The 15,492-nt window shown below is 53.0% G+C and carries 10 protein-coding genes; 6 read left to right on the top strand and 4 right to left on the bottom strand.

The window, feature by feature from the left end; translation table 11 throughout:
• The first annotated feature begins 20 nt into the window (after positions 1-20).
• The 6 genes from RID21_RS24070 (at position 21) to alaS (ending at position 9,578) form a co-directional block, all read left to right on the top strand.
• Entirely contained in the window at positions 21-1,253 is a 1,233-nt protein-coding gene (locus RID21_RS24070) for a DUF1573 domain-containing protein (protein ID WP_350193339.1), read from the top strand.
• 202 nt (positions 1,254-1,455) lie between these two features.
• Positions 1,456-3,144: a multiheme c-type cytochrome gene (locus RID21_RS24065; RefSeq protein ID WP_350193337.1), complete on the top strand. Its 1,689-nt coding sequence runs from the start codon at positions 1,456-1,458 to the stop codon at positions 3,142-3,144.
• Entirely contained in the window at positions 3,132-3,758 is a 627-nt protein-coding gene (gene cyaB, locus RID21_RS24060) for a class IV adenylate cyclase (protein WP_350193335.1), read from the top strand. Before RID21_RS24065 ends, cyaB begins: the two co-directional genes overlap by 13 nt.
• Positions 3,759-4,054: 296 nt before the next feature.
• A complete protein-coding gene (gene recA / locus RID21_RS24055; RefSeq protein WP_502892629.1) occupies positions 4,055-5,155 on the top strand; it encodes a recombinase RecA in 1,101 nt (366 codons plus the stop codon).
• A gap of 190 nt (positions 5,156-5,345) precedes the next feature.
• On the top strand, positions 5,346-6,944 hold the full coding sequence (locus RID21_RS24050; RefSeq protein WP_350193333.1) for a trypsin-like peptidase domain-containing protein: 1,599 nt from the start codon (positions 5,346-5,348) through the stop codon (positions 6,942-6,944).
• Between the two features lie 6 nt (positions 6,945-6,950).
• Positions 6,951-9,578, top strand: coding sequence for an alanine--tRNA ligase (alaS, locus tag RID21_RS24045; RefSeq protein ID WP_350193331.1), 2,628 nt, complete (start codon positions 6,951-6,953; stop codon positions 9,576-9,578).
• Positions 9,579-9,596: 18 nt separating this feature from the next.
• Here alaS and RID21_RS24040 read toward each other — a convergent pair whose 3' ends face one another.
• From RID21_RS24040 to RID21_RS24025, 4 genes are all read right to left on the bottom strand, one after another.
• Entirely contained in the window at positions 9,597-10,622 is a 1,026-nt protein-coding gene (locus tag RID21_RS24040) for a dihydrodipicolinate synthase family protein (RefSeq protein WP_145037504.1), read from the bottom strand.
• A 93-nt stretch (positions 10,623-10,715) separates the two neighbouring features.
• Positions 10,716-12,884 (bottom strand): Na+/H+ antiporter NhaC family protein, encoded by a 2,169-nt coding sequence (locus tag RID21_RS24035; RefSeq protein WP_350193329.1) that lies wholly within the window; start codon positions 12,882-12,884, stop codon positions 10,716-10,718.
• Positions 12,885-13,057: 173 nt separating this feature from the next.
• Positions 13,058-14,278, bottom strand: a complete 1,221-nt coding sequence (locus tag RID21_RS24030; protein WP_350193327.1) for a sensor histidine kinase — start codon at positions 14,276-14,278, stop codon at positions 13,058-13,060.
• Positions 14,279-14,352: 74 nt separating this feature from the next.
• Positions 14,353-14,934 (bottom strand): response regulator, encoded by a 582-nt coding sequence (locus RID21_RS24025; protein WP_145037498.1) that lies wholly within the window; start codon positions 14,932-14,934, stop codon positions 14,353-14,355.
• Between the last annotated feature and the right edge of the window lie 558 nt (positions 14,935-15,492).

Below are 15,492 nucleotides of genomic sequence, written 5' to 3'. Positions count from 1 at the left end.
CTTTCTTCGTTGGTGTCACAATGAATTTTCGAACTGTTACAACTGTGGTTGTTCTGTTTATCGCCCTCGCGGGTACCGTCTGGCTGGGCCGGACCAATAGTGAACTCAAGACAGTTGCCCCCGTCAAACCCGCCTCCGAGCCGGATGAGAAGCGTCCCAAAATCGCCGCTTCCGGACCGTATCCCAAAGCAGTCGTACCACAGCCGATCTACTTCTTCGGCAGCATGGCCGTCGGGCAGTCCATGTCCCACAAATTTGTCATCAAAAACGAAGGCGAAGTCCCTCTGGAAGTCCAGAAAGGGGCTACCACCTGTAAATGTACTATGAGTGAGATGCAGGACAATCTGGTCCCGCCTGGCAAACACATTGAAGTCGAACTCACCTGGACCCCCAAAGCAGCTCAGGAACGCTTCGGCCAGACCGCAACGATTTGGACCAATGATCCCGAGAAAAAAGAAATCAAACTCCAGATCGAAGGAGCCGCAAACAGCCTGATCTCCTTTACTGGCGATTATCAGGGCTCTGCAAACTGGGCCTTACCCGTCATGAGCAGTACGGAACCAGTTAAATACACCGGAAAGATTCATACGAAATATCTGGATGAATTCAAAATTCTGGAAATCGAAGCCGATCACCCCGGCCTCACTTCCACCTTTCGGCCGCTCACCAAACAGGAACTCAAAGAAGTGGATGCCAAGACCGGCTACGCGGTTGAAGTCACCGCAGATCCGGATAAATTCCCCCTGGGTGGATTCAACGAACGCATGCTGCTCAAAACCGACATCCCCAACGAGCCACACGACCATCCAGAGGGCGAAGGACATGATCATAAACATGACGCCGATCCGGGAACCAGAGATTTCATCGTCCAGGTATCGGGAAATCACACCGGCCCCATCCGCATCGTCCCCACATTCGGCGTCCGCTGGGATCCGGCCAGTATGCACCTGAATCTGGGTGAGTTTTCAGCAGAAAAAGGAAAAACAGCGGTCCTTTCCATGTTCGTGGAAGGGCTTGACGAACCGCTGAAAATCCTCGACCAGAAAATCGAGCCCGGCTCCCTTAAATTTGAAATTGAAAAAGACGAATCCTTTGATTCCAAAAACAAACAGCGCTACTTACTGAAATTTATCATTCCTGAAGGGCAACCTCCTGTCTCATTCGGCCGTGGGAATCTGGCAAAGGTGAAATTAAGTACCAACCACCCCCGCGCCAAAAACATCGAGTTCAAGGTTCAGTTCATTTCACTGTAAGCAGTATAAATTTCAATACGTTACCAATTCAGAACACCCGGGCGTTCACCTCTCTGGGATGGATCTGAATTATCAGATCAACCTCCCGGGCCAGAGGCAGATCGACTTTGACGCAAGACCATGTTTTGAACTAAGATAAACCATGCGGAGTTCCTTCTGCATCGTTATGTTACTCAATCAATTCCATGGAAGGCCGCACTGAATGTCTTACCTGCCACAATCCTCTTTCACCTGCCTGCTGGCACTCTTTCTGACTCTCCTGCTGGGATGCGAAGGGCAATCAACACCGCCCGCCACCACGGAAACAGCCACCGAAACAACTCCGCAGAGCACTGCTCAGACAGAACCAGAACCGTCAGCAGAGAAAACCCCGGCGGAAACAACCAGTCCCAAGCAGCCAACCGTTAAATCTGAGGAAAAACAGACTCCAGTCGCCGCGGGGCACACGCCGGCCAAATCAGAAAAAACGCACCCGAAATCATCTGATACACCTCCGCCCAAACCAATATTCGAAGGCTGGCCCACCCCTAAACTGGCCATTGTCCTGACCGGCGAACGCCATGGATATCTGGAACCCTGTGGTTGTACACAAAACCAGACAGGCGGCGTCTCGTTACTGGCTAATCTCTTCAAGCAGATTGAAGACCGTAAGTGGCCCGTCACTGCCTTTGATCTGGGCGGTCTGGTCAAACGCAACCGTCGACAGAGCCAGATCAAATACGAAACCATTCTGGCTGCCATGAAAGACATGAAGTATGGCGGACTGGCTCTCGGACCGGAAGAACTTCGCTTTGGAGCCGATATCTTTCTGCAGTTACACAATCCGGATCCCCCACAGCCTGATACCACACCAACCTTCCTGGCGGCAAATCTCCTGATCCTGGAAACCCCCGAACTGGGAAAAACCAAATTCAAAGTCGTTGAGTCGAATGGCGTGAAGATCGCCGTCACATCCATTCTGGGGAAAAGTCGCAAAGGACAGTTTCCGGACATTACCTGGCAGGAACCCGCCAAAGTTCTGCCCGAAGTCATCAAAGAAATGCAGGCCACCAAACCGGACCTGATGTTGCTGCTGTCGCAATCCAGCAAGGATGAATCCAAGGAACTCGCCAAACAGTTCCCCGACTTCGACATTCTACTCACCGCCGGCGGAGTCGAAGACCCACTGGGAGATCCCGAGTACATTGGCAAAACGATGATGGTCGACGTGGGACACAAAGGGAAAAGCGCTGGCGTGGTCGGTTACTATCCCGATGCCGATGCCAAAGGCGATCCCAAGAAGCGTTTCCGCTTCACGGTCATCTCTCTCGACCGACAGCGGTTTAAAGAAACACCGAAAATGGCCGAACACATGCAGTTCTATCAGGATCGCCTCAAGCAGGAAGATCTTGCTGCCAAAGAACTGCCGATTGACCACCCCCGCGGTGCGACCTTCGTCGGAGCGGAAAAGTGTGGTGAATGTCACACCAAAGCCTATGAAAAATGGTTAACGACCGCCCACGCCCATGCCTACGAAAGCCTGATCAACGGCCGGGAGGATCAGATTGAACGGGGAGAGAAAATCATCTCCCGCATCTATGATCCCGAGTGTCTCTCCTGCCACGTCACAGGCTGGCATCCGCAGGAAGTCATCCGCTACAAAAGCGGCTTTGTCAACAAACAACAGTCACCGCATCTGCTCGGACAGCAATGTGAAAACTGTCACGGCCCGGGAAGCGGACACATTGAACTCATCGATATGGACAAAGTCGAAGAGGCCAAAAAGGTCATGCGGGTCACGCTTGCCGAAGCCAAAAAAACGACCTGCTATCAGTGTCACGATCTGGATAACAGCCCGAAGTTTGAGTTCGATTCTTACTGGGAAAAGATCAAGCACCCTTGGCGGGATTAATTCGGTACCAGTTGCCCAACACTACAGACTTCTACTTTCATCAGAGACGTTTCCCCATGCTGGAAATCGAACAGAAATTTCGAATCCCCGATCAATCGCAGCTGCTTGCGCAACTCGAACAGATTGGTGCTGAGCAGGGTGCGACGCTGGATCAGGAAGATTATTACTTCGCTCATCCCAGTCGGAACTTTGTCGAAACTGACGAGGCACTCCGCATCCGCCGGATTGGCACAGAGAATCACATTACCTACAAAGGCCCGAAGCGGGCCACGGTCAGCAAGATCCGTAAAGAGATCGAACTTTCATTCGAAACGGGCCCCGAGGCTCTGGACCAGTTGAAAGAGATGCTCGAACTCCTCGGCTTCCAGCCCGTGCGAAATGTGAAAAAACAGCGGACCCCCTACTCTTTTCATCATGAGCAGCGGCACTTCGAGATCACCATTGACGAAGTCGAAGGGCTCGGCACCTTTGCCGAGGTAGAAACTCTGGCAGAAGAAGCGGAACTGGAACAGGCCGAAGCTGCAGTCATCCAGCTGGCAGAACAACTCGGGCTCTCCTCCCCCATCCGCACCTCATACCTGGGAATGTTGATGCAACAGGCTGAGAACTCCTGAACGGAAGCGGTCTTCTCCAATTTTTCATCGTTTTCCGGCCAATTAGTACTTTTCAGACTGTGGAAAATCTGAAATAATTGCCGACAGCTATAAATGTCTCATGTTTGCCGTTGTGACAGGAGTTGATTCAAGATAATATATCTTTGTTCACAACAGGCACTTCTTTGAAAACCATGGGTCGAGACGGCGTTCAATAATAGGCGTCCCCGCAATTCTCGATAAATTAGGCACTTGCTTCGCCTGACGGACTCGAACTCATTTGCGGGGCAATTGCATATTATTGAAGGAAGACCTCAATGGCCGCTAAAGCAAGATCAAAACGGGCCGCTACCCCCCCCGCTCCCAGCAACAACGGAACCAAAGATTCCGAGGGGATGCTCAAAAACGCCTTGGGACAAATCGAACAGGCGTTCGGTAAAGGCTCCATCATGAAACTCACCGGGGAAAACGCCCGCGCGGTCCCCTCGATCGCCAGCGGTGCCCTGTCCCTTGACCTGGCCCTCGGAGGCCATGGATTTCCCCGTGGCCGTATTATCGAACTCTACGGACCGGAATCCAGCGGTAAAACCACCCTGGCCCTGCACGTTATCGCCAACGCCCAGAAAGAGGGTGGCATCGCCGCGTTTATCGACGCCGAGCATGCTCTCGATCCTGTCTGGGCCAAAAAACTGGGCGTCAACATTTCCGAACTGCTGGTCAGTCAGCCGACCTACGGCGAAGAAGGCCTGCAGATCGCTGAAATGCTGATCAAATCCAATTCGGTCGATGTCATCGTTGTTGACTCCGTCGCTGCACTGGTCCCCAAAGCGGAACTGGATGGCGAAATTGGTGACACACACGTCGGCCTGCAGGCACGTATGATGAGCCAGGCCATGCGGAAACTGACCGGTGCCATTTCCAAATCCAAAACGACAGTGATCTTCATCAACCAGATCCGTGAAAAGATCGGCGTCATGTTCGGCAGCCCCGAAACGACTCCCGGCGGTCGCGCACTGAAGTTCTACAGTTCTGTCCGAGTTGACGTCCGTCGTATCGCAACACTCAAAGACGGTGACACGGTGACAGGCATTCGCATGAAGGCTAAGATCGTCAAGAACAAAATTGCACCTCCGTTCCGCATTGCTGAGTTTGACATGCTCTCCACCGGAGGCATCAATTTCGAACTCGACCTGCTGGACCTTGCCGTGGAAAACAAAATCGTCAAGAAGAGCGGCAGCTGGTTCAGCTATGGTGAAACGCGACTGGGTCAGGGGCGGGACCGTTCCAAAGCGGTGCTCGAGGAAAACCCCGAACTCTGTCTGGAGATTAAACAGAAGGTCCTGGAAGCCCAGGGGCTGGTTGCCTCCACCGAGGAAGAACTGGAACCGGAAACGGAACCCGAAGCTGTCGAGGCCTGACCCTCTCGGCTGGCCACAGCCTGACAAATACACCTGCTAACGATGAAACGACCTTGATGCCCCACGGGTATTCAAGGTCGTTTTGCATTGGGTTCTGTACGAAAACACTGTAAAATAAGGACTATCCGAATATCAGCGATTTCGCTTTCCGCATGATTTCTGTTCCCGACGCTCTACTCTGAGGCAAAGTATGTCTGCAGCTCTGAAAAATCTGATTCGCTTTCATCACACGCTGATTTGCCTCATTACCATCAGTGTCTGCTGGCTCTCTTTGCCGACGCGACATCTGAACGCTCAATCGCCCGATGCTCGCGCTGTCGCCTTTGCCGTCCAGCAGCAGTTGGTCAAGGCAATTGAGAAAGCAGAACACTCCGTCGTCGCGATCTCCAAAATCAAAACCCGCAAACAGCAGTTCCAGTCGCGCATCCCCGCTCCGTTCGGACTCGATCCCAATCAGGATCTGAATCTGAGCCATGACCCGCAGGATCTGAATTTTATTCCCACCGAATTCGGATCAGGTGTGATCATTCCGGATCCCACCAATCAGCAAAGGGTATTGGTGCTGACGAATTTCCACCTCACTCAGGGAGGTCCAATCACGGGACAGAAAAAGGTTCCTGAGTACCGTCTATACGTCCACACTGAGGACCGCCGCGGATTCTATGCCACGCTCCTCGCTGCCGACCCCAGAAGTGATCTCGCAGTCCTGGTTCCCGCAGGACGAGTAGCAGCAGATGCTTCCCGCCCTCTCAAACCGGTCCAGTATGGAAACACGGAATCAGTCCGCAAGGGACAGTTTGTGATCGCACTGGGGAACCCTTACGCCATTGCCCGTGATGGTTCACCGAGTGCCAGCTGGGGCATTGTAAGTAACTTCCACCGCTACCCCGTCCCCATATTTAAAAACTTCCTGAATCAGGAGCTGTCCAAGAAAGAAACCATCCATCACTTCGGAACCCTGCTTCAGGTGGATACACACCTCGACCTGGGAACCAGTGGCGGCGCTCTGCTTGATCTGGATGGTAATCTGATCGGAGTCACAACATCCCTGGCGGCTCTGGAAGGTTATGAAAAATCGGCAGGCTACGCGATTCCCATTGACCCGGATACGCGGCGGATCATCGACAGCCTGGCAAACGGGCTTGAGCCGGAATACGGTTTCCTGGGGATCACCCCTGGTACACTTGATCGCAATGAAGCGAACCGAAATCTTGCCGGTGCTGTCAACCTTACAGAGTCGAGCTATGTTCAGACGAGCGGCGTCAAACAGCATTCACCGGCCCAACAGGCGGGATTGCGCACCGGCGATCTGATCCTTTCAATCAACGGTAAGCCGCTACGCAACGAACTTGACCTGATGCGTGAAGTAGGGAAAGCAGGCGCAGGGACCGAGGCAAAGCTGCAAATCTTGAGAGGAAAAAATCCGCGTGAGTTGACTCTGACAGTGAAACTGGGAAAATGGCCCGTGGCGGATGATGAAGGGATTGTACAAACCCGCTATCGGCATCCCCTCTGGCGCGGTTTAAGAGTCGATTATCCCACTGCCCGTGCAAAATATACGTTTAGTCCGTTCACTTACCCGCCCGCTGTGGTTGTGACGCATGTCGCTCCCGACAGTCCCGCACAACAGGCCGGGCTGACAGAAGGAACGTTCATTCGCCTGGTCAATGATCAGCCGGTACAAACGCCTGACGCGTTCTATCAGGAAGCACAACGGGCCAGCACTTCACCGGTAACATTACAACTTCTGGATGACCGCAAGGTCGTTCTTCCAAACAGTAAGCAATAAGAAACAATGAAAACAGACGAACTTCGCGAGAGTTATCTTTCCTTCTTTGAAGAAAAAGGCTGTGTCAGAAGACCATCCGACGTTCTGGTCCCCCGGGATGACCCTACGGTTCTGTTTACACCCGCCGGGATGAACCAGTTCAAAGATCAGTTTCTGGGCGTAGGCAAGCTGGAATTCACAAAAGCCACCACCTGTCAGATGTGCCTCCGCACCGGCGATATTCAAAACGTCGGCGTCACCGCTTACCACCATACCTTCTTTGAAATGCTGGGTAATTTCTCCTTCGGAGATTACTTCAAACGCGAAGCCATCCATTGGGCCTGGGAATACCTGACCGATAAGAAATACCTGGGCCTCGATCCCAACCTGCTTTCCGTCACCGTCTACCTGGATGACGATGAGGCCTACAACATCTGGCACGATGAAATCAAGCTTCCCGCCAACCGCATCAGCCGCGAAAACGAACACGAAAACTTCTGGCCCGCCGGTGCTCCTTCGGATGGCCCCGACGGCGTCTGCGGCCCCTGTAGCGAAATCTTCTACCACCCCAACGGCGGTAAAGATAACGTCGAAATCTGGAACCTGGTCTTCACCCAGTTCAACCGCGTTGGCGATCCGCCCAACAATCTCAAACCGCTGCCTAAGAAAAACATCGACACCGGAATGGGGCTGGAACGTACCGCCTCCGTTCTGCAGGGCGTACGGAGCAACTTCGAAATCGATACGCTGAAGCAACTCTGTCTGGCAGCCGGCGATGTTGTCGGCACCGGCTATGGATTCGACAAACCAACGGGTCGTCCGCTCCGCCGTATTTCTGATCACGTTCGCGCCATCACCTTCAGTATCCACGAAGGGGTTAACCCTGGTCGCGATAAAGAAAGCTACGTCGTTCGGCAGCTCCTCCGTCGCGCCTTGCTCGAAGGCTACCTCCTCGGCAAACAGGAACCGTTCCTGTTTCAACTGGTGCCGGCTGTCGTCGACATCATGCAGACTCCCTATCCGGAAATCGCCAAGACCGTCGAACACGTGCAGCACACCATCAAGGAAGAGGAAGAGCAGTTCCTGGGCGTCATCGAAAAAGGTCTCACCCGCTTCGAAGGCTTCCTGAAAAAAGCCGAACAGGAAGGCAAATCGGAAATCGCCGGTGAAGATGCTTTCGATCTGCACCAGACTGACGGCTTCCTGATTGAGCTTACCGAAGCCCTTGCTGCTAAAAACAATATCAGCGTCAATCGCACGGAATTCAATAACCTGATGCAGCAGCACAAAGAAGGCAGCGGCAGCGGGGCGTTCCTCGATTCGGTTATGTCAGAAGGTCCGCTGACAGCGCTGCACAAAACCACCAGCGACACGCAATTCAAAGGCTATGAAACCACCGTTGATGAAGGCACAGTCGTCGGCATTATCGCTGAGGATCGCCTGGTGGAATCTGTCGTAGAAAAGGGTCATGCCCATCCCGTCGTTGTCGTACTCGATCAGACTCCCTTCTACGCCGAAGCCGGTGGTCAGGTGGGAGACACGGGTCACCTCGAAGGAGAGGGCCTGAAATTTGAAGTCGTGAATACCCAGCGTAACGGTGGATTGATTCTGCACATCGGCCATCTGCTGGAAGGCAAACTGGAACAGGGACAAACCCTCAAAGCAACGGTGGTCGAACCACGCCGGTCCGGTATCCAGCGTGCTCACTCGGCCACTCACCTGCTGCATCATGCCCTGCACACCGTCATCGGCGACAGCGCCATGCAGCGTGGGTCGAAAGTCGAACAGGATACTCTCCGCTTCGACTTCTCACACAGCAAGGCACTCACCCCCGAAGAAATCAGCCAGGTCGAAGATATCATCAACCAGCGGATTTCCGAAGGCGCCTCTGTCACCACCCAGTTGATGAAACTGCAGGATGCCCGCAACCTGGGAGCCATGGCTCTCTTTGGTGAGAAATATCCTGACAATGTCCGCGTGGTCCAGATGGGTGACTTCAGCATCGAACTCTGTGGGGGAACCCACCTCACCAATACGGGACAGGTCGGTCTCTGCAAGATCGTCAATGAAGAACCGGTCGCCAAAGGCGTTCGTCGTATCCACGCTTTAACCGGCCCGAAAGCTCTGGAAAAGACACGCAACAGCGAAAAGCTGCTGCAGGAAATCGCTGGTCAGCTCAAAGCGCCGCGACTCGATGAACTTCCCCAGAAGATCGCCCATCTGCAGGACGAAATCCGGGAAATGAAAAAACAACTGCTCAAGTTCTCCAGTAAATCACTGGCGGGAACCGCCGATGAACTGCTGGAGGAAGCCCCCGTCGTGAATGATGTCAAAATTGTGGCCTACCACGCGAAAGATGTCTCACGCGATCAGTTGCGGGAACTGGCAGACCACCTGCGGAAGAAAGGCAAACAGGTCGCACTGATTCTGGGTACCGAGATTGACGGCAAAGTCGCTTTGATGGCCGCCGTTAACCAGGAGCTGGTAAAACAGGGACTCAAAGCCGGTGACTGCGTGAAAGCGGCTGCCAAAGTGGTCGGCGGAGGCGGCGGTGGTCGTCCCGATATGGCCGAAGCCGGTGGTAAGGATCCGGAACAACTCGACGCCGCTCTGAAAACCGGCGCAGACTACTACCGCAGTCAGCTCGAAGGTTAACTCAGACGCGCTAGACGCCTAGAGCAGCTTACGACGATTCAGCTCAGCGACGACATGTTGTACAATCTGCGACACGTCGCTGGCGCTGAGATCTTCGCTGACTCCTGTCGCACAGCCACCGATAGGCTCATTGGTGAAGCCATGCTCTGACAGCATGCACTGCAGAGTACGTCTTAAAGTCACGATGTCCGTTTTCTGCTCCGAGGTAATCGGCTGACGCCCCTGCCCCATGTTGAATCCACGGAGTTCAACCGCAGCCCGGAACCCTTCCGGAAACTCAGCGGAATAGATCATCGTGTCGAACAGCGTCAGCAGATCGTATTGCACACGACGGGCTTCATCGAGCTGACCGGAAGTGGTCAGGTCATACAGCTTGCGTGTCAGTTCCGGTACGACACCAGAACTCGCATTGGTTCCCCCGTCTGCACCAATCAGCATCAAAGGCATGAGTGCCGCATCCCAGCCTGTCAGAAATGAGAATTCCGGACGGTTGGGCCGCACGGCCTGAATCATACGAATCATGTTGGGCAGATCGCCCGAGGAATCTTTAATCGCCACGATCTTTTCGCATTCTTCAGAAAGACGCTGGATCGTAGGCACATCAATCGGGCTCGCAAACATGGGAATGTTATACAGCGTCACATCGATGGGAGTATTATCCCCAATTTCCTTAAAATAGGCATAAACAGAGGCTGGGCTCAACTTGTAATAAAAAGGAGCCACGATGGCGACTGCCCGAATACCCAGTTCGTAGTAGTACTCGCAGGCCTTGATCGTTTCCCGCACATTGGCTTCTGCAGCCCCGGCCAGAATCGGCACACGGCCGCGTGTCTGATCCGCAATGATGGCTACAATCCGCTTGCGCTCTTCAGGAGTAAAACGAGTGAATTCCCCCGTAGAACCGTTGGGGTACAGCCCATGAACTCCCTTTTCGATCAGCCAGTCAATATAACGGCGTAATTCGGGCTCATTAATTTCACCACGAGAATCGTAGGGAACCAGGTTGGGAGTGAAGATACCACGGAGCTTGGTCTCGGACTGCATGTTGGGGGACACCTATACTGAAAATCAAACAGGACTGGGAGTTTGAAGAATTTAGGTGAAGTATAACATATAAATCAGCCCGGGGACACGGATTCAGACCTCTTCTCGCGACTCTTCCGGGGACTCGGAGGGGTCCTCAGAATCGGAATCCGTCTGATCCGATTCACCTGCGCTCTCCGTTTCTTCCTCAGATCCGTTATCCCTGCTGTTAAACTCCTCAGCCGTCACCCCCGCTTCCAGCAGGGCCTTCGCCTCGGTCTCCGCGGATCGGCCATAGAAGAACAGAATCAGGAACAGCACCACCAGACCGACCGGCAACAGGATATAAGGCTGAAATCCGAAGCCCACCGGCAGGTACCCGAAGAGCACCGAGACTCCCGCGACTGTCAAAGCGTAAGGGATCTGGGTCAACACGTGATCGAGATGGTCAGAACCTGATGCTGCCGACGACAGAACCGTCGTATCGGAGATGGGAGAACAGTGATCGCCAAAAATAGCGCCAGCCAGCACACCACCGATTGTTCCCAGCATCAGATGATGATTCGGATCGGCTTCATTCAGTGGCACCAGCAGACTGTACGTCAACGAGATCGACAAAGGCATCAACAGGCCCATGGTGGACCAGGAACTGCCGGTTGCAAAACTGACGACGGCTGCCAGCAGAAATGTAATCGTCGGCATCCAGTTGGGAGACAGTTTTTCAGAAAGCAGTTCCACCAGCACACCGGCAGTATTCAGGTGCTGCTGATCACAAACGGTCGCTACGGACCAGGCCAGTACCAGAATCAGGATCGCCAGGAACATACTCTTGGCCCCGTTCGCCCAGGCCTCTACGCATTCACTCAACGGAAGCGATTTGGAAAGACTGCAACTCACGACCGCTGCAATCGAAGCCAGAAAAGAAGTAATCAACAGTACGCGGTTGGGAGAAGAATGCTCAAGGACATTTTGAAAATTGACTTTGAGTTCTGCCTGCCCCATCTGTTCCCGTTCCAGATTGAGTCGGTTAATCTCGATCGTCCCTGTCCACCAGAGTCCGATCATCGCGAGCCCCAGTAATACCACCAGGGGGACCAGTGCATTCCGCAACAACTGGCGTCTCGCGAGCTCGCCACTTTCTGCGTGTCCCTCTACTTCCGTCACGTTAAACCGCCCGGGACGAACCAACTGTCCATAAGCGATCGCCCGTGTTTCTGCTTTTAACATCGGCCCAAAATCATTTCCGATGTAAGCCACCAGCCAGACAAATGCCAGCAACTGTAACGGATAGAACCGGTAAGGCAGACTGTATAAGAAGGTCGTATAGTAGTCCCCGGTCATCCCCAGACTTGCGTAGGTATCTGCGATGTATCCGATCTCGACACCAACCCAGGTGGAAATAATCGCAATTCCTGAAACGGGTGCCGCGGTTGAGTCGACCAGGAAAGCCAGCTTTTCCCGCGAGACTTTCATCCGATCGGTAAATGGTCGCATTGAACTGCCGACCAGCAACGAATTCGCGTAGTCATCAAAAAAGATAATCAACCCCAGAAACCAGGTCATAACCTGGCTGTGCTCTCGCTTTGATGCATAGCGGGAGAGACGATTGACCAGAGCAGCCGTACCGCCCCCTGCGGACATCACACCGACCATCGCTCCCAGGAACATCGTAAACATGATGATCATCATGTGGGAATAACTGGTACTGCCTGGCTCGACAATCTCATGGATCACGAACGTGTCCAGCGTATGCACAAATCCCAGAAACAGGTTTCCATGCGCTAAGATCACAGCTCCCACCCAGATACTGACCAGCAAAGCGAGGATGATATTCCGAAACCAGATCGCCAGTATCACCGCAATCAAAGGAGGTAACAGGCTCAGCCATTTGGAAATTCGATAAACTTCCACAGCTCCTGACCGGCGCTGGTCTGGATCCACACGGATCACATCACTGGTAATGTAGACCTTTCGATTCTCAGCGAGATCCGTTTTAAGCTCCAATACTCCATTTTTAAAAGGCGGCAGTGCCGTGTCGACTTCATGGACCCAGAGCTCGAGACCGACAACTTTCTGAGGATGCTCTGAAAAATCGGTATCCAGACTACCATCCAGATTAAGCGCCCGGATTGTGACCTTGCTCACCGGAATGTCGATCACAGCCACATTGGGGGCTTCAATCTGGTAGCGTGCCGGCTCCTGTTTGAGTGGCACCTCCGCAATCGGTGCGGTCTGCCCCAGCAGGCTGGTGATAATAATCAGAAGTGAATGAGTCGCCGCCATCGTCCCTCAGGCTGCTGAGTGATTCTAAGATTGGGACAGAGCCTGTCCGCGTCAGATCAGACGTTCCATTTCTCGTGAAAACATATTGAAACGGATCATCATCCGAACCGCAAGCGAGGATTTCCAGAAACGCCTGATCGCTGCGCAATCACCGCCGGCAGATGTGAAACTGGCTAAGCTACCGAGTTAATTGGCTTCTCAGCGGGCCAGTAAAGATGGAAGGTCACCCCGCGATCGGAGTTGGGTTCTGCAGCAATCGTAGCACCGTGCTGCGTGGCAATCCGCCAGCACTTGGACAAACCAAACCCGAGCCCTCGTCCCGCCTGTCGAGCCGAGTAAAATGGATCAAACAGGTGGATGCGCTCTTCCTCTGTCAGACCCGCCCCTTCATCGATGACCCTCAAGTGAATGAATGGCCCTGACTCCGTCTCAAGCGGGGACGCACTGATCTTGATCTGCCCACCTGCTTCCATCGCCTGTAGACTGTTCAACAGCAGATTGCTCAACACGACTTTCCATTGTATCTCATCTGCGTGCAAAGAAAGCGACTCAGCAACGTTGACCTCAAGCTGTACTCCCCCTTGTTTGATTTCTTCCTGCAGACTTGTGAGCACGTCGTCAATCGTTTGTGAGAGCGACAATGCTTCGGGTCGGGGAGCAGGCGGACGTGCGAACAACATCGCATCACCAATCATATCCCTGACCCGGTAAGCCTGTCCGCCAATTGTCGACAGGGCCTGCCGACGTTCGGGGTCAGTCTCTGATTTGAGCAGCATCTGCACCCGCCCGACGATGGTCGCTACGGGGTTATTGATTTCGTGTCCGGCCCCGGCGGCAAATTCCGCCATCGCTTCCAGCTTATCAGCATCGGGGAGAATCCATTCCGGTGTGGAAGCCGCCTGCCCTGAACCAGATTCTCCCTGTAGCAAGGCCTGACTCAATAGACGCTGACTCACATCCAGCAATTCAGAAACCAGAAGATCAAACCCGTCTCTCATACTGGGAGTAAATAGAAACAGGCCCAGCATCGTCTCCCGATGACAGGCCTGATAATAAGCGCGTGCAGGTTGATCCGAAATCTCGGCAAAAGCATGAGCCTCATTCATCAAGGCGTACAGTTGTTCTTCGCGGGAAGTCCCGGGAAGTACGGGAACAATCTCACGCTGCACACAAGAGGCTTCCTGCTCTGAAGCATGGAGCACAGCAGCCGAAAACTGAGAGGGCGCTGACTTCAGTACCCCCAGATAAACGGCAGCGGAACCTGTTGCTTCACACCAGACTGAAGCGAGTTCACAAATGGTCGATCCCAGTGAGCGCGTGGGGATCAATGACCAGAGACGTCGATAAATGACAGCCGGTAAGTGAGTCTCTACGCCACCGGTCTCGCTCGACATCTGACACTCCCTGCAGCAGTCTCCACGACGACCGGACGTTTTCCGATCGTCATGAAACCGATGACCGCCCTGGTTCAGGCAGTGTGAACAGACTCCAGGTTCAATAGTGTGCAGACCCGATCTGCCAGTTGCTCAACTTCAAACGGCTTCTGCATGAAGTCGTTGGCGCCGGCTGCTTTCAGATCATCAATCTTGTCTGCTTCGACCATACCACTGATACAGATAATTTTCACATCGTCCATGGATGAATCACTGCGAACCCGCTGACAGACTTCTTTACCATTAATATCGGGCAGCATCACATCCAGAATAATGATGTCCGGATGATATTCTTTTACCATCATCCCTGCATCGAAGCCGTTGTTCGCAACACGAATTTCGAAGCGTGAATCGGCTTCCAGAACGTCGCGAATCAACTCTACCAACTCTTCGTCGTCGTCCACAATTAAAGCTTTGCGCTTCCCACTTTCCAGGGCATCAGTGGGAATTCCGTTGTCCTTCATGAACTTGAACAGAACATCACGCGGAATACGTCGAAAACGAGAACCGGGTACCCGAAATCCCTTTAATTGGCCAGAATCAAAACAGCGAATAATCGTTTGTTGACTCACTTTGCAAATCTTTGCGGCTTCGCCTGTGGTAAAGACCGTTTTCATATTGCTCATCCATCCTTTGAAGACCCGACCCTGTTGAGCGGGAAAGACCAAGCGCTGTAAGGTTATTACGACATGCAATAACCGAGCCCCTGCGCAGGTGCCACAGTGACCCGTTCACTGATCAACCTGCCTGAAACTGACATCTCCATAATCAGCCTCTTATCTATTCACTTGAATCCAGTCAACTGAATTCAGGTAAAGCGATAAAAAACCGCATCCTCCAAGGTGCAGTTCTGTGGCCCGTCACTTGCCAAACGCTACTGATTGGCCAGACGTCACAGGTATCCCACATGGATCCAAACGCCAAAACTTTCAATACCGCTTGACTTTACCAGTATTATCAATAATTCCGATTGTATCTATTCTGACGATTTGGTCAACACGCATTCGCTCGGTTGACCAATTTATTGAAATAAACATGTACAAAACATGAACTTAGAGAAAGTCGGGCAGGCTGAAATCGTACTATTTCAACGACCATTTAATCAGACAGTTAAACAGTGCGCAGCACAGAACTGACACATTCACAATGAGTTATGAGAAATATTCTTCCAGAAC

This window comes from Gimesia sp., assembly GCF_040219335.1.
Lineage (GTDB): Bacteria > Planctomycetota > Planctomycetia > Planctomycetales > Planctomycetaceae > Gimesia.
This window is presented reverse-complemented; position numbering and strand designations above follow the sequence as displayed.